This window comes from Bacillus sp. 16GRE42 (assembly GCF_019837435.1).
Lineage (GTDB): Bacteria > Bacillota > Bacilli > Bacillales > Bacillaceae_G > Bacillus_A > Bacillus_A wiedmannii.
On record NZ_JADAXF010000010.1, the window covers coordinates 34602 to 53274 of the forward strand.

Consider the following 18673-nt stretch of genomic DNA (forward strand, 5'->3'; position numbering starts at 1 on the left):
ATGAAAAAAATAGATTGTGAGACCAAGAATACACTTGTAAATATCCATAATGATATTTATATTAAAATAAATCAGCTTACAGTAGATGTTTTTTTATGTGGAGGTACTAGTAATGCCAAACATATATCAACTCGTGATAAAGTAAGGAAGGGTATGAATGCCTTAAAAGATATTCGTATTCATTATCCGGAAGATTTATTCAAAGAGATTTTAAATAAAAATAAGGAACATGATTTATTAAGTTTAGAAAGATTTTTAGCAAAAAATTGTGACATTATCTGTATTGTATGTGAGAGTGATGGATCATTAGTAGAATTAGGAGCTTTTACGAATAACGAAGAAACGGTTAATAAAGTTATCGCGGTTATTGAAGAAAAAAGAAAAAAGGATAAAAGTTTTCTTATGCTTGGGCCAATAAAAAGATTAAAGAAAACAAATAAAAATCAAGTTTTCTTCTATAATCCTAATAAAGTAGAAGAACTGAATATGCAATTACGACAAGCTTTTAAAAAGAATAAGATAAAGAACATCAGGGATGAACAACAAAGCATTAATAAAACAATAAATACAATTACAGGTTTGCATTATTTTATTCCAATCATGTTATATTTTTTTAATAAATTAAGTATAGAGATAATAATTGATTTTTTAAAATTTTTGTTTCATGAAAATAACTACGAACTTGATGAATTTGATACCCTTTTCAGATCATCTTTAAAACTTTTGCATAAGGATAAATATATAAGTAAAAGCTTTAGCGAAGGGGAATTAGTTTATTTATTAACTGAAAAGGGTTTTAAAAATGTTAATAAAATACTAGGAAGTGTAGATATTAAAAATAAAACTATTTTGTATGATCGAATAAGATTTGGTATAATGAAGCGAAAATATTATAATTAATTCCGCTTCTCTTAGATGTTGCACTTAATTCATATAGTGTGCACATATTTATTATGTTTTAGGTGTTGGGAGATGATTCGTCTTCCAGAATGGTATATTATGCATGATTTTTCAAAAGTAAGTGTCTAAATCCACAAAGGTGAATTCATACACTTACTTTTAAAAAAAAGACTTAGGGTAAGGGAAGCGGTTTTTACAATGAATAAAAATTTTACTAATAGTTTTATACTAAATGCTTTAAATTTACCTATTATTAGGGATTTAGATACATTCTCTAATTCTATAGGGGTTAGTAAGCGTTTACTATATTTGTTATCTCAATCTTCCGAAGAATATTATAGAAGTTTTTTTATTTGCAAAAAAAATGGTGATCAAAGAGAAATACATACACCTACATACTCATTAAAATTAGTACAAAGATGGATTTTAGAAGAAATTCTTGAGAAGATAGACGTTTCGGAAGAGTCAATGGCTTTTAAAAAAGGACCTGGAAATGGCATAAAGAAGAATGCTGAGATTCATCTTTATAGTTTATATTTATTACAACTAGATTTAAAAGACTTTTTTACGAGTATTAAGAGAGAAAAGGTTTTTTATCTTTTTAAAGATTTGGGATATAACATAGTAGTTTCCAATATATTAGCAAGTTTATGTACTTATAATGGGTATTTGCCACAAGGCGGTGTTACATCTCCTTATATTTCAAATTTAGTTTGTTACAAATTAGACAAAAGATTAAAAGGTTTGTGTGCTAAAAGGGATATATTATACACAAGATATGCTGATGATTTAACTTTTTCATGTGATAATAGGGAAACCCTAAAAAAAGTTCAAAAGGTTATAGAGGATATAATTGAGGATGAGGGTTTTAATGTTAATTCATTAAAAACAAGGCTTCTTTCTCCCTCTTCTCATAAAAAGGTTACTGGTATAACTGTGAATGAAAAGACTGTTAAAGCCAGTAAAAAACTTAAGAGGGAAGTAAGGACTATGATTCATCATGCTTTTGTAACTACCGATTATAGTTCAAATGATCGTATTAGAGGATATATTGCATTTATTAGCTCTATTGAAGAGGGGTATAAAGACACAATTTATAAATATATAAATAAATTAGTTAACAATGAGAATTATAGAATGTTTAGAGATATCGTTGAAGCCTACAATAATAACAAAATATTTAAGAATATGGAAGACATGAAAGACATGAAAGACATGAAGTTTGAGAAATCTGGATATTTAGTTGAGGAATATTTAAATGATCTTGCACAAGAACGAGCGTCATTTTTAAGGAATCGGGATATCCAAACGGATCTATTCACTAATAGTTCGGCTGATGAAATTGCTTCCACAAGTATGGAAAGAAAAGATTTTAAGGATTTATTTTAATTATAAGAATATACGGGGTTCCTACTCCATGAAACTTAATTTTTTGTATCTATGATTAAAGTACTATGGAGAGGGTATAGTTTGTAAGATATTCAGTTTGAAGTTAATAATTATAGCAGAGCGACAAGCTGAACATCAGTTTTAAGAGAGAGGCAAATGTCTCTTTTTTTTTGTCAAAATGACTTATATTCTTTAATTAATTGGTATAGGAATAACCGAGATGATTTGATAAGGGAGGAACAGTAAAAGTTGGTAAAGAGATTAATATGACTGGGTACTAAAAAAGCAAGCAATGCAAATATGCTCCCTCTACTGGGAATGAAAAATAGTATAAGAATAAAAGGGTGGAAGGGTGTAGCAAAACTACAAGAATTTTTCCCGAGGTTCAAAAATCAAGAAGATGACGTTTTTAAACTTAAAAAATTGTGTTTTTTAAAAGGGAAATTTTAAAGTTGCCATATGTTCCAAGACTATTTATATATGTATATGGTAAAATTTGATATTATAAATATAAATTTGTCTGGAAAATTTACGGGGGTGACAATTTGTAATGAACAAAAACAAAATGACTGAACGGGATATTTGTACAAAATATATTACACCAGCTATTGTGAACGCTGGATGGGATTTACATAGACAAATGCGAGAAGAATATCAAATAACAGATGGTAGAATTATTGTAAGGGGAAGTCTTGTCGCAAGGGGAACTAAAAAAAGAGCCGATTATGTATTGTTTTATAAAGCAAATCTACCTATTGCAGTAATCGAAGCTAAGGATAATAAACATTCAATTGGACATGGAATTCAACAAGCAATTGGTTATGGTGAGACGTTAAAGGTACCTTTTGTATATTCTTCAAATGGTGATGGCTTTCTTGAACATGACCGATTAACAGGTAGGGAACGACAAATAGGTTTAGATGAATTTCCAAGTCCAGAGCAATTATGGAATCGTTATAAACAGCATAATAATATTGATAATCAAGAAGAAATGTTAATTACAGAGCCGTATTATTTTCAACTTGGTGAAAAAACACCTCGATATTATCAAATGAACGCAATTAATGAAACAATTAAGAGTGTGGCAAAAGGTCAAAATAGAATATTATTGGTCATGGCAACAGGGACAGGAAAGACATATACTGCTTTCCAAATTATTTATCGTTTGTGGAAAGCAAGGAAAGCTAAGCGCATTTTATTTTTAGCAGATCGGAATATTCTAGTTGACCAAACAATGAATCAAGATTTTAAGCCATTTAAGTCTGTAATGACAAAGATTAAAAATCGTAAAATAGATACAAGCTATGAAGTATATTTAGGATTGTATCAAGCAATAACAGGTCCTAATGAAGAGGATAAAATTTATAAGCAAGTTCCTCCTTCTTTCTTTGATTTGATTGTAATTGACGAGTGCCATCGTGGTTCTGCAAAAGAAGATTCGCAATGGAGAGAAATTATTGAATACTTTTCAGATGCTGTACAAGTTGGACTCACAGCAACACCAAAAGAAACGGAGGATGTTTCTAATAGTGGCTATTTTGGAGAGCCAGTATACACTTATTCACTCAAAGAAGGAATTGAGGACGGATTCCTTGCTCCCTACAAGGTATACCGCTACGGATTTGATAAAGATTTAATGGGTTTTAGACCTAAAAAGGGACAACTTGATAAAGATGGAAAAGTTATTGAAGACCGTATTTATAATACAATGGATTTTGATACAAATTTAGTATTAGAAAAACGAACAGAATTAGTTGCAAAAGTTATTTCAGATTTTCTTAAAAAGCAAGATAGATTTATGAAAACGATAGTTTTTTGTATTGATATTGAACATGCTGAACGTATGCGTGAAGCATTAGTAAATGAAAATAGTGATTTAGTAAAAGAAGATTCACGATATGTCATGAAAATTACAGGCGATGATAACGAAGGTAAAGCGCAATTAGACAATTTTATAGATCCGAATAGCAAGTACCCAACTATTGTAACAACATCAAAGCTGCTTACAACAGGTGTAGATGCAAAGACTTGTAAAGTTGTCGCCATTGATTCCCGAATTGAATCCATGATTGAATTTAAGCAGATTCTTGGTCGTGGTACTCGAATTAATGAGAAGCACGACAAGCTGTACTTTAACTTGCTGGACTTTAGAGATGTGTCTAATAAATTTGCTGACCCTGATTTCGATGGAGATCCTATTCCAGTTGATGGTGGTGAGGACGAAGGTGGCAAAGGGGGCACAGGAGGAAAAGGTGGAGGAACTGGCAACGGTGGTGGTGACACTGGAGATGACGGTGATGGTGGCGAACCAAGACGAAAGATTTATGTGAACGACGTTGAGGTAATGTTGTTACATGAACGAGTTCAATATTATGATAAAGACGGTAAGTTAGTGACGGAATCGCTTAGAGATTATTCTAAACGTAATATAAAGGAAGAGTTTGCTGACTTAAATGCGTTTCTAAGACGTTGGAATTCCGAGGAACGAAAAGAAGCAATTATTGAGGAGTTAAAGGAACATGGTGTTATTTTAGATGCTTTGCGTGAAGAAACAGGTTTAAATGAAATTGATGATTTTGACTTGATTTGTCATATAGCATACGATATGAAGCCATTGACTAGAAAAGAACGGGCTAATAATGTGAAAAAACGAAATTATTTCGGTAAGTATTCAGAAGTAGCACAAAAGGTGTTAGAAAATCTCTTAGAAAAGTACATGAATGAAGGGGTTTATAACTTAGACGATGCCAAAGTTTTAAGACTTGAACCATTTTGTGAAATTGGAAAACCAAAAGACTTGATACAAGCTTTTGGTGGGAAGAATGGTTGGCATACAGCTATAAAAGAGCTAGAAAGAGAGTTATTTGACATTAGTTAAATCGCTGATTGGAACACATGTTAATATAAAACGTGTGTTCTTTTTTTTTTGGTTTTGTGATATAGTCTTTGTGTTATAATTTACATATTGATAAGTGGAGGTTAGATGGAATGTCAATTACAAATTTCGTGAAATCTATACAAGATATAATGAGACAAGACCCTGGTGTCGATGGAGACGCTCAGCGAATTTCTCAATTAGTTTGGATGCTATTCCTAAAAATATATGATGCTAAGGAAGAAGAAGAATGGGAAGTATTTGAAGACGATTATGTTTCAATCATCCCCGAGGGTTTGAAATGGCGTGAATGGGCAAAAGCGGATGAAGAAACAGGACAAGCTATGACAGGTAATGAACTTGTTGAGTTCATCAATGAAAAGTTATTTCCTACTTTAAAAGAGTTAGTAATTGATGAACAAACTGAAGAACGTGCTGCTATTGTTAAATATGTCTTTGAAGATGCGTACAATTATATGAAGAATGGTACGTTAACTCGTCAAGTTATTGATGTTATTGATAATATTGATTTTGGTTCTTATGAAGAACGTCATGCTTTTAATGATATTTATGAAACAATTTTAAAGGATTTACAAAGTGCAGGGAACAGTGGAGAGTATTACACACCACGAGCAGTTACGGAATTTATTGTTGAAATGTTAGATCCGAAGGTAGGAGAAAAATTTGCTGACTTTGCATGTGGTACAGGTGGGTTTTTAACTTGTGCTTTAGAGCACATGAAAAAACAATCAGAATATAAACTGACAGGTGGAGAAGAAGCAGTATTTAGTGGGCTAATTGGAATAGAAAAGAAACCAATGCCACATTTATTAGCAGTAACCAACCTAATTCTTCATGGTGTAGATGCTCCTAAAATTAAACGTGATAACTCATTAGAAATTGATACTCGTGATATCTTGGATGAACAAAAAGTTGATAAAATTGGCATGAATCCTCCTTTTGGTGGAGTAGAAGAAAAATCTGTTCAAAATAATTTTAAAAAGGAATTCCAAACTTCCGAAACAGCAGATTTATTCATGGTGATGATTATGGAACGCCTAAAGGAAAATGGTAAGGCAGGAGTTGTATTACCTGATGGATTTTTGTTTGGAACAGAAGGTGTAAAAGGAAATATTAAAGAGAAGTTGTTGAGGGAATTCAATCTTCATACGATTGTTCGATTGCCGAATGGTGTATTTTCACCATATACAGGAATTACAACAAACTTACTTTTTTTTGATAAAACAGTTCCAACAAAAGAAATTTGGTTTTATGAGCACCCACTTCCTGAAGGGTATAAAACGTATACAAAAACAAAACCAATCCGTTACGAAGAATTTGAAGTTGAAAAGCAATGGTGGATTAATCGTGAGGAAAACCGGTATGCTTGGAAAATAACTATAGATGAGGTGATAGAAAGAAAATACAACTTGGACTTTAAAAATCCGTACAGCGAAGAACAAGAATTACTTTCTCTGGAAGATACATTGGAGAAATATGAGAGAGCTGTGGAACAAGTGCGAGAGGTGAAGGGTTTATTAAAACAGGAGTTAGCAACTATTTTGGAGGGAATAAAATGATTACGTTATTAGAACAATTTGATACTATTTTCGACACTCCAGAATCTGTACAAAAGTTGCAAGAGTTTATCCTAGATATGGCTGTGAAAGGGAAACTTGTACCACAAAACTCAAGTAATGAACCTGCAAGTGCTTTATTAGAGAGGGTTAAAGTAGAAAGAGAGAAACTAATTAAAGAAAAGAGAATTAGAAAAGGAAATGAATTTCCAAAAATCACTGAGGAAGAAAAGCCATATATACTTCCAAAAGGATGGAAGTGGGTAAGGTTAGGTGAATTAGGAAATATATTTAATGGAAATAGTATTAATGCAAAAATTAAGGAAGCAAGATATTCTAAAGTAACACAAGGGTATGGTTTTATAGCCACTAAAGATATAGACTCACAAACAAGAGAGATCAAATATGAAAATGGGGTCAAAATACCATTTCATGAAGAAAAATTTAAAGTAGCTCATGAAGGTTCAGTTTTAATTTGTGCTGAAGGTGGAAGTGCCGGTAAAAAGATAGGTATATTAGATAGGGATGTATGTTTTGGGAATAAGTTATTTGCTATTCAAACATACGCAGAAATGAATAGTGAATATATATATTTTCTATACCAAAGTCCTCTTTTTTATAGGAGTTTTTGTTCAAGAATGACTGGAATTATAGGTGGTATATCAATAGGTAAATTTAAAGAAATACCTGTACCAGTACCTCCGGTACTTGAACAAAAACATATCGTAGAGAAAATATATCAACTTATGAGTTTTTGTAGAAAATTAAAGGAACAGTTAGAAAAGAAACAGAGGAGAGAAGATAGGTTAAATATATCTGCTTTTCTTTTGTTGGAACAATCGGAAACAGAAAAAGAGTTAAAGGAGAATTTCCAATTTGTTTTATCTCATTTGCATTCTCTTTGTACAGATACGAAACATGTACAGAAATTACGGAATGCTATTTTGTCACTTGCTGTGAAAGGAAAGCTTGTACCACAAGATGATAATGATGAACCAGCAAGTATTTTTCTAGAAAAAGTAAAACAAGAAAAAGAAGAATTAATTAAACAAAAGAAAATAAAAAAAGAAAAGCCATTCCCTCAAATTACAGATGAAGAGAAACCGTTTAACTTACCCAATAGGTGGGAATGGGGGAGATTGGGAGAGATTTGTAACGTAATTACAGATGGAGATCATCAGCCTCCACCGCAAACAACAGATGGTATCAACTTTTTGGTTATCTCTAATGTATCCAAAGGAACGCTTTCTTTTGAAAATACTCGTTTTGTACCAAAAGAGTATTATGATAGACTGTCTGAACTTAGAAAGCCCAAAAAAGGTGATATTTTATTCACAGTTACAGGTTCGTATGGAATACCGATAATTGTAGATACAGATAGAGAGTTTTGCTTTCAAAGACATATTGCTTTGCTGAAACCAAGTTTAAATATAATGATGAAATATTTATATTGGGTGCTTACTTCTGATTTAGTAAAGAAACAATGCGATGAAGGGGCTACAGGCACAGCACAAAAAACTGTGTCGTTAACAACTTTACGTAATTTAAAATTTCCTATACCGCCCCTTAACGAACAAAAACGCATAGTTGAAAAGTTAAATCAGCTAATGTCTCTATGTAATGAATTAGAGAAAAATATCGAACAATCAAAGCAAGAAAGTGAAAGGTTAATGAAAGCTGTATTACAAGAAGCTTTTACGGTAAAAGAAGAAGTATTAAACTAATTTTAGATCCGTTCATTTATTATGATAACGACTATAGTTATCATGAAAAATTGAATGGATTTTTTTGTTTAGAAATTATGATGATACCCATAGGTTTATAAAGCCTCCTAGTAGAAATAATGAATTGAAAATTGTATTTGGGAGGCGATAATTATGTTATAAGTCCGTGAGAGAATCTTCTTACCATTGTTAGAATTAATTATTGATTATAAGCAAGTTGACAGTGTGAAAATTGCCACAAAACTACTAGTCAAGAGCAAGAGGTTAGATTTAACTCAGCTGAACATGAATGTAGATGAAGAATCTGTTCTTTATGAACAAGTTAATTCTGCTAAAGCATTATTTATTAAAGCAGGCCTCATATTTGATGGTATAGATTCATTTATAGCGACAATTAAAGCAAGAAAACTAATAGAGCAGGCTCCTGCTGAAATTACAGAACACTTTTTAAACCAACTAGCTAAAGGAAGAATGGAAAAGGAGGCAGGAGAAATAAAGAAAGAATTGCTTATCAAACGTAACGCTAAATATCTGCAAAAGTTAAGGAAGATAGATAAGAAATATTTTGCACATGTAGCAGGTATGGTTTTATCTAAAGTTAATAATACAGACTTTTCAAGAAATTTACAGATAATAGATGGGAGAAATGATGGAGGGATTGATGGTATCATTCACTCAAGAGAAGGCGGAAGATCTAAATTCTATTTTCAGGCTAAATGCTACGATAAAAATGATAAATCTGTAGCTCCCAAATTGCTACGAGAGTTTGCAGGTGCATTATTAGGGGTAGGAGGACAGAAAGGGTATTTTGTCACTACCATTGGTTATAATAAAAATGTTATCAGGTATGTAGAAAAAGTAAGAAAGCATGTGGATATAACCCTAATAGATGGGAATGAGTTAGTTACATTAATTTTTAAATACGGACTTGAAAACAAAATAGCGTTGAGCTAGAACGATGACTACATAAAACTTGTACGATGTTATTAATTATCTATATTAAAATAGAAATTTTACTGTATAACGCTCATTGTATTTATTGATTAATGGGCGTTATTTTTTCATCCCCTTATATCCAAATATCTTTTAAAACTACAGTTTCTATAATTAAATTGCCCATTATAACCATGTATCGTTCATTCGTTACGTGGGAATTTTTATTTAGCCTCACAATTTAGTTGAGTCAAATCACGGACAGCAAACGGCAATTATTTATAAAACTATTAATAAAAATTCAAGATCTATACCGTTTCGTGTCCGTCATCATTTAACCAGTCATAAAACAGTTGATTCCGTGGACTATCGTATGTACGTGTTCCATTACGAAATGAAATATGGTTTATTACGTTTTTGATTGCTCCACGAATATATGCTCTTAAATCATTAATTCCACGTTTATTTGTTATTCTATTGATTATTTTGAAAAACAATTTCTTACAGATTCCGTTTTTACGTGCGAACACATATTCTTCATGGATAATATCGTTTTGTATAATGTTATTGTTAACAATACTATTATTTAAATCTTTATTAGGATTAGAAATATACACTAAAGGATTAGTAGAAAAACTTCTAGAAGAAGATTCAGCAATATCATCAGCAACGTTGGTATCATTGACTTGCTCCGTTTGTTCACCGTTTGACATTCATTTTTTAGTTGTGAATTTTCTTCACGAGTATTCTGTGAAATGAATGTAAACACCAGTGAAGCAAATTGTTCTGACACATTGCGATTTTGTGTAATCTGTATTAAATCAGCGCATTTATCTTTGATTTTCTTCAAGTTCCTACTGATTGTAGAAGCGGTCACATTACATTTAGTTGCTAGTGTAGAATTTTTCTGTGACACTACAAACGAGCATTTTGCGTATGCTTGTTGAGAGAGTGCCTCGATAATAGTAAATAGAGTCGATCCATTTTTAACGTTCAGTCGTTTAAGCAAACGTTTCTGAATGCAATTAATTTCGCTTTTAATACACATGGGTATTCTCCTTTTCATGGAGAAGAAACATTGCTATAATAAAACATAGCAAGTCCTTCACGGATTTGTCGTGAACCGTTTATTCCCAAACTTTGGTCGGTGGGGGAGTAGACGGTTTTATTTTTATTTTCTTTTATTACTTCGTTTACGATTGATTACATTTTCGCTTCCAAAGAATCCGTAATTTGCATGTTTCTCTTGTACAGTACTGTCTGCCATATGACTGTATATGAGAACTGTTCGTAAATCGGCGTGTCCGAGGATTTTCCGCAATGATTCAACATCACCAGAAGATGATAAGTAATGAGTAGCCACTGAATGACGTATTAAATGTAAATAAAATCGTTTTTTAATTTTTGCTTCAATGGCGTATTTGCGAAAGTCACGAAGCACATTGTTTTTGCTTAACATAAGCCCACTTAGCGACAAGAAAATTAAATCATCAACATCACTTTCAAACGCTTCATTTTCTTCTAGCAATTGCATAAGCAAACGATATGTTTTATTTGATAATGGTACAGTGCGAGATTTTCGTGATTTAGCGTTATTGGATTGTATAATTACCGCTCGATTCGTATGGTCAATATCTGATGGGCTTAACAACAATGTTTCGGTTATACGAAACATTCCATCAATAAGAAGGTGTAATAATACATAATCACGAAAGTGCTTGAAACTCTTATTGGAATATGATTTTGCTACTTTCAATAACTTGTTCAATTCATCAATCGAGAGAATATCAATTTGTGTGTTGTCTTTACGGAATCCTTCGAACTTATTAAATGGATTCTTAGTGATGATTTCTTGCCGTAAGCACCAATTAATGAATGTTTTCAAACGTTTAATTCTACTAGCGATAGTTTCATCTGCTAATCCAACAGTTTGAGCACTTTCTGGCATATAAGCATGACCTTCATAACGCACATATTCATTTTTCAACCAGTAGACCCAATCGGAAATAAAGTTTGTTGTAATGTCAGTCATATAAAATGTTTGAGCATTTTGTGTTTCATGAAATGCTTTTATACTATTATACATAAGTAGGAATTGATTTAAAGATTTGGGACGTAAATTTTGTTTCATTTTGGTATCAATGAACCTTTCAAATATACGCTCAACAGAATTTTCTTTTGAAATTTTGCTAGTTTTTCGTTTGTGAGGTTGTCGTTTTTTTACTGTTTCTTTTTCAGTGAAGTAAGTTAAGGACATAAAAGAACCTCCTTCATTCCTATTTAGAATTAAAGGAGGAGTTTCAATCAAAACTTGAGCGTTGCTCACCGATAGTTTTGGTCAAAATATGAAATTATCAACAGTTGGTACAAAAGGATATGACCCCGGAGAGGCTCGAACTCAAGACCTCCATCCTGTCAAGGTGAAGGTTTTTTTAATAATCTAGTCTTCTCTTTGTATTATAAACTCCCAAAACTTCTTTAATTCTCCACGCTTTTGAGGAGTCGCATTTTTTATATCTTTAAACCATTGATAGAGCTCAGGATCTTGTATGTCTGTAACTTGTCTTATTTCAGTTGTACCGAGGAGGTAATCAATTGATACTTCAAAGAAAGTGGCTAATTTTATCAATGTATTATAATCAGGTTCTCGATTCCCTTGTTCATACATTGCATATGTAGTTCGGGCAATACCTAGTTGTTTTGCCATGTCTTCTTGACGCATCTTGCGTTCTTTTCGAAGAGTGTGTAGTCTTGTGCCAAACATATGCTACCTCCTTTTAGATGTTTTCTATATCAATTATAGCGTCACAATATGTAACATTTAATGAATTACACAAAATGTGTAAAAAACGTTGAATTTATAATTGTTTTCATGTAATGTGATTATTAGATACACATTTTGTGACAATGTAAGGAGGGGAACAATGAGGTTATGGTTATTGGAAAAACGCAAATATAGAGAGAAAACACAGGATTATATTGCATATAAGGCAAGAATATCTAGAAGTATGTATGCAATGATTGAAAGTGGTGAAAGAAATCCAAGTGTTCCTGTCGCAAAGAATATAGCTAGGGTACTAAATTTTGATTGGACTCTTTTTTTTGAAGAGTAATGTCACGATACGTGTAATTGTTAGGGCGAGAATTTCATTTCTATATTGTTTTCCTAAAACGAAATAATTTATTAATTATTTTTAAGAAAATATTAGATAAGGGAAGTGTTTAAATATGAATATGAAAACATTTGAAATGCGTGAAAAACGATTAGCAGAACTACTTGGTGCAAAAGTACTATGGGAGTTTATAAGTGCCGTCACAGAGGAAATTGAGAAACAAGAATTAGAGTCTACACCAGGTTTATTAGAAGATCTATTCGTACATGTGAAAGAAACCATTCAAATTCAAAATATGAATCAACGCATAACAAAAGCCCCTGTAAAAACAGAGGCTGATGGTATCAATAAAGATACATTATTTATGGAAGCATATGTAGAATTAATCAATCATAAGTTTATTATTTCTGAATTAGCTGTAGAGCTTTCATCTGTTCTAAAAGAATTAAATTGTTTTGTTCAATCATCTTTGCCACAGCTTCAAAGTGAGCTTGATTCTCAAGAACCTCAATCTGCTTCTCTTTAGGAAGTGATTGAAGTATTTCTTTTATTTCTTTACATTCGTATAAATTATTCTCCGAGTCTTCGATTAATTTATTACGACGGTTGGTGTATTCAAGTGCACCTAAAGTCGCTAATGCGCGAGGGTCTAATCCTAGAATTTCCATGTATTCCTCTCCTTTCCTCTACAATAATTCGATAGGGGAAAGGAGATTCCTTTAGTAATTTAGTAAAGTCTTTATACAGTTATAGAAATTGTTAAGGATTAGTGAGCATGTTATTAAGCAGGAATACAATTGAATTAGACTTAAAAAAGCTTCTTAAAAGGAAGAGAAGAAAGGGGAATCCAGTAATTTTCACTCTTTTTTCTTAAATGCTAAATCTGACACGTTTGTTTCCTTTTATCATGAATTTTAAATGGGATTCTTTAAGGAAGATTAGATAGTTATAGGGTATGTAATATGAATAGATAAACGAAATGAAAGATAATGGTAACCGTCAGCATTATAGGTAATATTAAGGGGTTATCAGGTAGTATGTTTTAAAGTGTTTAAGAGTGGGAGTCTATGTATCACTCGTTACTTAAAAAATAAAAGATTAGACATTAAAATAGGGAAAAGTATTTAAGTTACTTGTATAGATGAAATAATGGAGCGTAACAAATTAAAACACGATGAAACATGTTGAAATAAATAGAAGGGGATCTTGAGGTAGGCTAAGGAGAGAAATAAGGCATGCTGAGAAAGTGGCTATTGAATTCGAAGAAGTTAAAGTGTAAAAGGTGTCACTTATGTAAGAATATCTATTTCTATTTTACTCTATATAAAAAAGAAGCTGTACAAAAGTACAGCTAGACTTCTACACAAATTTATATAGCCTTAATGACGAATTGGGATTGAGGTATATATAGTAATTGAGCTGCTAAGGAAGTTGTCGTGTTAGCAAATGGGTATGTTTCCTTATAAGGAAAACTACTATACACTATTTCATTCATTTCCAAGGTCGTGAACAGTTTTTTTAGGATTTTTTGAGAAATTTTATTTGTACAAGCAGCAATAAAATCAAAATCTTTTTTACTTATTTCTTGAATTGCATGTGAAAGAAGGCTGGTGACTATACCACTTCCCATCCAATCTGGATGACTAGCACCCATATCTAGATAGACCAATTTTTCTTTATCTAAATGAGAAAACCCAATAGATTCCATCTCTAATGTATCTAAAAGTTGAAAAATAGGGTCCATTTGTGGGCATAGTTCATTTGCCTTATCTTTATCTATTAGTGGTTGGGTTACTTTTCTTGTTAAAAGAACACCGACAATTTGAAAATTATCTATTGCTACAAATGACATAGCTTGAGATACAGCTTGCTTTATCATTTCTTCGCACATTTTGTGAAAAGGAGCAAAGGGAATTTGTAAACTGCTTACAAGAGGTTCGTTATTCACAAAAGAATGTGCAAGTAAATGTGCTGCATCTTCCACGTGGTGTGTATCTAGTAGCTCTATATTCATATGTTTTTCCTCTTTTCCTGATATAGTTAATAGTAATTAAAAGAATAAAGAATTTTATTTAATCTAGTTAAATTTAACTATTAAAGCGCTAACAAATGTGGTTATTAAACATATGAATAAATCTGTTTAGTAGCAATCGAAATATGTTCATAAAGAAATAATACGATATCATCTAAACATTCAACAGTTGTATATGGAGAGATAGAAAAGAATTTTAATGTGGAAATCGGATTTCTATCACTACTGTTTATTACATCTACTACACAAGAACGAGTTGTATCACCAAAAAATACTTGATCGCGATTTTTTCCTAGATAATTAAATAGTTCTATATTTAATCGGTTTGTATCCTCAATCTCTTCTTTTGTTGCAAGACCCATTCGTTCTTTTTCCCAATTTTCTTGGCCATCTCCATTCATATAGAAACGGAAGGTTGTAATTGGTCCATATGTAAAATCATTTGTGATTGCGACCTGAGGTAGAGCCTCACGCAACTTCTCTCTAAATAATAGATTTACACGAATATAATTTGCTAGTAATTTTTGATATCCTTCAACACCAAAGGCTAATATATTGATATACATGGGAATAGCGCTACCAGCTCGTGAACATTCTAAGGTATAGCCTGTATGATAACTCCCATATGATCTATTACCAAGATAAGGTGTATCATCTTGTTCAATGTCCATCAGTTGTAAATCAGTATGATTTTTTACGATTAAAATACTTGAAGCATAAGGTGTTTGTCCTAATTTATGAAAATCAAAACATACACTGTCTGCAAGGGACATATATTGCATTTTATCTTGTACGTATTGTAAGGCATTTTTCACATTAGGTTCAAATGAGAGTGAATTTTCTTCAAAACTATAATTATTAAAGAAACTATAGAATCCGCCCATTGCAGAATCCGCATGGATATAAATAGGTTTTAATTTATATTTTTTTTGTATTGCTTCAGCGCTCTCTTTAATTTTTTTTATATCATCAATGGTAAATGTATCTGTTGACCCCATAGTAGCTAGAATATAAAGGGGGATACCGCCATTTTTAATAACTTGTATCATTTTAGCCTCTAAATCTTCTATATCCATAGAATTTGTATAAGGATCAGTCTTCACTTTTATTAAGTGATTTGACCCTATGCCAGTTGCTTCAGCTGACTTTAATAAACTATAATGTGCATTTTCAGAAGCAAAGCAATAAACATTTTGTGGAGCACCATGTTCTTTTGCTAATGGGAATTGTTTAGAAATTGCTAAACGTAAGCTCGAAAATACACAACCTTGTCCACCCCATGTTGTATAACCACCGCTATTATGTGGATTATAACCAATCAGTTTTGAAAGCATGGATACAACTTTTACCTCTGCTTCAGCTGCCCCTGGGCCATAGACATCCCAAACGCCATTACCATTTAAAAGTGCCATGGTTAGTATACCCAATAGTGATGGAATACTTGGTAGTGGTACAGCATTAGACAAGTAGTATTTATTGGGATAAGGATGGCCATTCATAAATTGGTTTAGCTCTTCAATAACCTCAGACATAGTGATTCCAGCTAGTGGTATATGACTTTGGTGAATTAAGCTATTATAGTATCCTTCTGATTTTTCCTCACATTTACCTAAAGTAGCTCGCTCTTCATTTTTTAATTGGTCAAGATTTTTAATTATTTTCTGCATAGATTCTAATAAAAGTTGTTGTTTTTCTTCATTTCCGTCAACGCTCGGAAATAGTTTTAAAATATCTTGCATGCAGTCGCTTCTCGTTGTGAAAAACTGGATTTTTATTTTACTTGGTTAAACATAAGGGTATAATAGTTTGTAATTGCCCTTTTGAATCCTTAGAAATGAGGAGCTATTTAGAAAAAAATGTAATTCCATAGAAAATTATATGAACTATGGAATTTAAAGTAAAGAAAAATTTTTTGATTTATTTTTAAAAAAGTAATTGTGAGATAATGAAGTTTCTAAAAATATATCTGAATTAATTGTTTATTTAATTTATATGTTGTCCTAACATGTATTGAACTAGTGTAGTAGATATTTTAATATAATGTAGAACGTATTATAAAGTAGTTGAATAAAAGTGTTCAACTACCTTATAAACTGTAGAAATTGTCGGAAAAAGAGAAAAAATAGGGTGGAAGTGTTAAAGATATGTTCTAGTGGAGAAGAAGTAGTAGTATGGATTTGGTAGTAAAATCAGCATAATTTTTTATAGAAGAATAATTATTCGATCAAAGTTTTTTAATGAATTCAATTTCATTATTTAATAATAATGGACGAGTTAAGTGTGAAGAATTTTCTTCAACCTGAGTAGAGTTTTTTGCACCAGGAATCGCAACTGAAACGGCTGGGTGGCCTAAAACATAACGTAAGGCGATTTGCGCTAGACTTCGATTTGATCGTACAAGTGAACCTAATTTCTCTACTTTGTTTAAGCTATCTTTAAACCACTTTTCTTTGGGCCAATCTTTTCTTAAATCATCGTCTGGAAATTGAGTTTCATGATTAAATTTCCCAGTTAAAACTCCCATCTTAAGTGGACCTCTTATCACAGCACCTAAATTATGTTTTTCAATATAAGGAAGGATGTCTTTTTCAGGTTCTTTATTTAAAATACTATAATCAAATTGTACAACATCTAAATCATCATTCTGATTAAAATGTTTAATATAATCTAAATCATTAGTAGAAACGCCAACTGCTCTCACTTTGCCAGATTTTTTTAAGGTTTGGAAAGCTTGTAGAAAAGCTTCTGTTTCTTCAGGTTTATCCCACCAAATATGACAAAAGTATACATCTATATAATCGGTTTTAAGCCGCAGTAAACTAGCATCAAACGAATCAATGATCTTTCGAGGATTCCCATAAACGGCTGGTTGATTGGGGTCATAATGATGACCAATTAATCCACCTTTTGTAGAAAGAATGATATCCTGCCTACGTTTATGTATAGCCTTTGCAACGAGTGTTTCACTATGACCTAATCCATAAACGTCAGCAGTGTCAATAAAATTAACCCCTAGGTCAATTGCTTTATTGATTGCATCAATGGATTCATTATCTTTTACTACTCCCCATTCATCGCCACCAATCGCCCAAGAACCAAATCCTATCTCTGAAACTATTAATCCCGTGTTACCTAATAATCTATATTCCATTTTGTACGGACTCCTCCTTTTCAGTGTATATTATTAGAAATATACATAGTGACCAGTTGGAATATTCTTGAATTCGGTTTCGGGGTATAAATTAGAGTATATATTTTAATAAATATAATTGAAGGAGATTTATTCTTGATAAATCTAGGTCTGGATTCAAAGAAAGTGGGTATTTAAAGAGTAATATAGAGTCACTAATACATTGTGGTGGAGAAGTTAGACACTATGGAGAACGTGAGCATTTTCAAAAAGTAAATGTTCAGTCTACAAAATACGTATTAGAGTTAGCTAAGAATGTAAATGCTAAATACATTAGGATTAATTTATAAATACTGACTAGAACATATGTAATTTTCATTCCGTTGTAATTAAACAGCCTGTGTAGGCCCTATGTATCTATTAAATGAATTTTGCATCAGAACCGTAAAAATCTTAGAAAAGAAACGAAAGTGTGCAATTAAGTTAACGTATACTAATGGAGGGTTCATTAATTAACCATATACCATCTTTTTCACTCATTTCAAAATATTTATTATTAAAAAAAGATGGTAGTTTTATACGAGCATAATATTTTCTAGTTTCTATAGGGTTATTTGCAAATTTAAAAGCAAATAAAATTTCTTTTTGAGAAGTAGCACTTTTTAAAAACATTTTCTTATCTTCTTCATCATGAAGAGTTGTATAAAAGTGATAGGTGGTTTCGTAATGCTCTTGCTGAATAGAATATAAAAACAATCTAACGATAGTTTCTGGGTTTTGATCTTTTAATACGTATATATTGTTGTTTTTGTGAAATTGATTATATAATTTTTGTTCTTGTTGATTTAACTCTTCTAAGTATGGTGAAGGGTACATAAACCAAAAAAAACAACTAATACAAAGTAATCCTATAACTCCTGTTAAAATACTTTTTTTAATCATTTCTATATACTCCTTTTTTTTAGAAACGTTTCCATTTAAGGAAATAAAAAAGCTATTT

15 protein-coding genes and 1 pseudogene are annotated in these 18673 nt (G+C 31.7%); 9 read left to right on the plus strand and 7 right to left on the minus strand.

Features of this window, described 5'->3' with window-relative positions:
* The 6 genes from ILS93_RS27225 to ILS93_RS27250 all read left to right on the plus strand — a co-directional run bounded on the left by ILS93_RS27225 (nt 1) and on the right by ILS93_RS27250 (nt 9419).
* The gene (locus ILS93_RS27225; protein WP_257148119.1) at nt 1-900 is read left to right on the plus strand and encodes a retron St85 family effector protein; all 900 of its coding nucleotides are present in this window, start codon (nt 1-3) and stop codon (nt 898-900) included.
* Between the two features lie 198 nt (nt 901-1098).
* Entirely contained in the window at nt 1099-2289 is a 1191-nt protein-coding gene (locus ILS93_RS27230; protein WP_222661682.1) for a retron St85 family RNA-directed DNA polymerase, read from the plus strand.
* Between the two features lie 550 nt (nt 2290-2839).
* Nucleotides 2840-5167 carry an EcoAI/FtnUII family type I restriction enzme subunit R gene (gene hsdR, locus ILS93_RS27235; protein ID WP_222661683.1) on the plus strand — a complete coding sequence of 776 codons (2328 nt, stop codon included), beginning with the start codon at nt 2840-2842 and terminating at the stop codon, nt 5165-5167.
* Between the two features lie 110 nt (nt 5168-5277).
* Complete coding sequence (locus ILS93_RS27240) at nt 5278-6744, plus strand: class I SAM-dependent DNA methyltransferase (RefSeq protein ID WP_222661684.1); 1467 nt, start codon at nt 5278-5280, stop codon at nt 6742-6744.
* Nucleotides 6741-8465: a restriction endonuclease subunit S gene (locus ILS93_RS27245; RefSeq protein ID WP_222661685.1), complete on the plus strand. Its 1725-nt coding sequence runs from the start codon at nt 6741-6743 to the stop codon at nt 8463-8465. Before ILS93_RS27240 ends, ILS93_RS27245 begins: the two co-directional genes overlap by 4 nt.
* A gap of 186 nt (nt 8466-8651) precedes the next feature.
* Complete coding sequence (locus ILS93_RS27250; protein ID WP_222661686.1) at nt 8652-9419, plus strand: restriction endonuclease; 768 nt, start codon at nt 8652-8654, stop codon at nt 9417-9419.
* A gap of 287 nt (nt 9420-9706) precedes the next feature.
* Here the strand turns inward: ILS93_RS27250 and ILS93_RS29025 are convergent, their stop codons facing one another.
* From ILS93_RS29025 to ILS93_RS27265, 3 genes are all read right to left on the minus strand, one after another.
* Nucleotides 9707-10111: a hypothetical protein gene (locus ILS93_RS29025; protein ID WP_315971463.1), complete on the minus strand. Its 405-nt coding sequence runs from the start codon at nt 10109-10111 to the stop codon at nt 9707-9709.
* Between the two features lie 458 nt (nt 10112-10569).
* Complete coding sequence (locus tag ILS93_RS27260; protein WP_261784338.1) at nt 10570-11655, minus strand: tyrosine-type recombinase/integrase; 1086 nt, start codon at nt 11653-11655, stop codon at nt 10570-10572.
* Nucleotides 11656-11838: 183 nt separating this feature from the next.
* The gene (locus ILS93_RS27265) at nt 11839-12162 is read right to left on the minus strand and encodes a helix-turn-helix domain-containing protein (RefSeq protein WP_222661688.1); all 324 of its coding nucleotides are present in this window, start codon (nt 12160-12162) and stop codon (nt 11839-11841) included.
* Nucleotides 12163-12322: 160 nt separating this feature from the next.
* On the opposite strand from ILS93_RS27265, the gene ILS93_RS27270 reads away from it, so the two are divergent.
* Together ILS93_RS27270 and ILS93_RS27275 are read left to right on the plus strand one after the other, a co-directional pair.
* On the plus strand, nt 12323-12511 hold the full coding sequence (locus ILS93_RS27270; protein ID WP_222661689.1) for a helix-turn-helix transcriptional regulator: 189 nt from the start codon (nt 12323-12325) through the stop codon (nt 12509-12511).
* Nucleotides 12512-12626: 115 nt separating this feature from the next.
* Nucleotides 12627-13037, plus strand: a complete 411-nt coding sequence (locus ILS93_RS27275) for a hypothetical protein (RefSeq protein WP_098405381.1) — start codon at nt 12627-12629, stop codon at nt 13035-13037.
* An 843-nt stretch (nt 13038-13880) separates the two neighbouring features.
* On the opposite strand, the gene ILS93_RS27280 is transcribed toward ILS93_RS27275, so the two are convergent.
* The 3 genes from ILS93_RS27280 to ILS93_RS27290 form a co-directional block, all read right to left on the minus strand.
* Entirely contained in the window at nt 13881-14525 is a 645-nt protein-coding gene (locus tag ILS93_RS27280; RefSeq protein ID WP_222661690.1) for a GNAT family N-acetyltransferase, read from the minus strand.
* Nucleotides 14526-14629: 104 nt separating this feature from the next.
* The gene (locus ILS93_RS27285; RefSeq protein ID WP_222661691.1) at nt 14630-16282 is read right to left on the minus strand and encodes a pyridoxal phosphate-dependent decarboxylase family protein; all 1653 of its coding nucleotides are present in this window, start codon (nt 16280-16282) and stop codon (nt 14630-14632) included.
* 485 nt (nt 16283-16767) lie between these two features.
* Entirely contained in the window at nt 16768-17694 is a 927-nt protein-coding gene (locus ILS93_RS27290; protein WP_222661692.1) for an aldo/keto reductase, read from the minus strand.
* Nucleotides 17695-17802: 108 nt separating this feature from the next.
* On the opposite strand from ILS93_RS27290, the pseudogene ILS93_RS29165 reads away from it, so the two are divergent.
* Nucleotides 17803-18005: pseudogene (locus ILS93_RS29165) on the plus strand (SDR family oxidoreductase); the annotation flags it as partial.
* Nucleotides 18006-18156: 151 nt separating this feature from the next.
* On the opposite strand, the gene ILS93_RS27300 reads toward ILS93_RS29165, so the two are convergent.
* On the minus strand, nt 18157-18615 hold the full coding sequence (locus tag ILS93_RS27300; RefSeq protein WP_222661693.1) for a hypothetical protein: 459 nt from the start codon (nt 18613-18615) through the stop codon (nt 18157-18159).
* Between the last annotated feature and the right edge of the window lie 58 nt (nt 18616-18673).

Bases quoted from the DNA above. Each gene is read 5' to 3' on its own strand.
- ILS93_RS27275 (WP_098405381.1), top strand. From the start codon at position 12,627: ATGAATATGAAAACATTTGAAATGCGTGAAAAACGATTAGCAGAACTA.
- ILS93_RS27260 (WP_261784338.1), bottom strand. From the start codon at position 11,655: ATGTCCTTAACTTACTTCACTGAAAAAGAAACAGTAAAAAAACGACAA.
- ILS93_RS27290 (WP_222661692.1), bottom strand. From the start codon at position 17,694: ATGGAATATAGATTATTAGGTAACACGGGATTAATAGTTTCAGAGATA.
- ILS93_RS27230 (WP_222661682.1), top strand. From the start codon at position 1,099: ATGAATAAAAATTTTACTAATAGTTTTATACTAAATGCTTTAAATTTA.
- hsdR (WP_222661683.1), top strand. From the start codon at position 2,840: ATGAACAAAAACAAAATGACTGAACGGGATATTTGTACAAAATATATT.
- ILS93_RS27225 (WP_257148119.1), top strand. From the start codon at position 1: ATGAAAAAAATAGATTGTGAGACCAAGAATACACTTGTAAATATCCAT.
- ILS93_RS27245 (WP_222661685.1), top strand. From the start codon at position 6,741: ATGATTACGTTATTAGAACAATTTGATACTATTTTCGACACTCCAGAA.
- ILS93_RS27280 (WP_222661690.1), bottom strand. From the start codon at position 14,525: ATGAATATAGAGCTACTAGATACACACCACGTGGAAGATGCAGCACAT.
- ILS93_RS27265 (WP_222661688.1), bottom strand. From the start codon at position 12,162: ATGTTTGGCACAAGACTACACACTCTTCGAAAAGAACGCAAGATGCGT.
- ILS93_RS27300 (WP_222661693.1), bottom strand. From the start codon at position 18,615: ATGATTAAAAAAAGTATTTTAACAGGAGTTATAGGATTACTTTGTATT.
- ILS93_RS29025 (WP_315971463.1), bottom strand. From the start codon at position 10,111: ATGTCAAACGGTGAACAAACGGAGCAAGTCAATGATACCAACGTTGCT.
- ILS93_RS27285 (WP_222661691.1), bottom strand. From the start codon at position 16,282: ATGCAAGATATTTTAAAACTATTTCCGAGCGTTGACGGAAATGAAGAA.
- ILS93_RS27240 (WP_222661684.1), top strand. From the start codon at position 5,278: ATGTCAATTACAAATTTCGTGAAATCTATACAAGATATAATGAGACAA.
- ILS93_RS27270 (WP_222661689.1), top strand. From the start codon at position 12,323: ATGAGGTTATGGTTATTGGAAAAACGCAAATATAGAGAGAAAACACAG.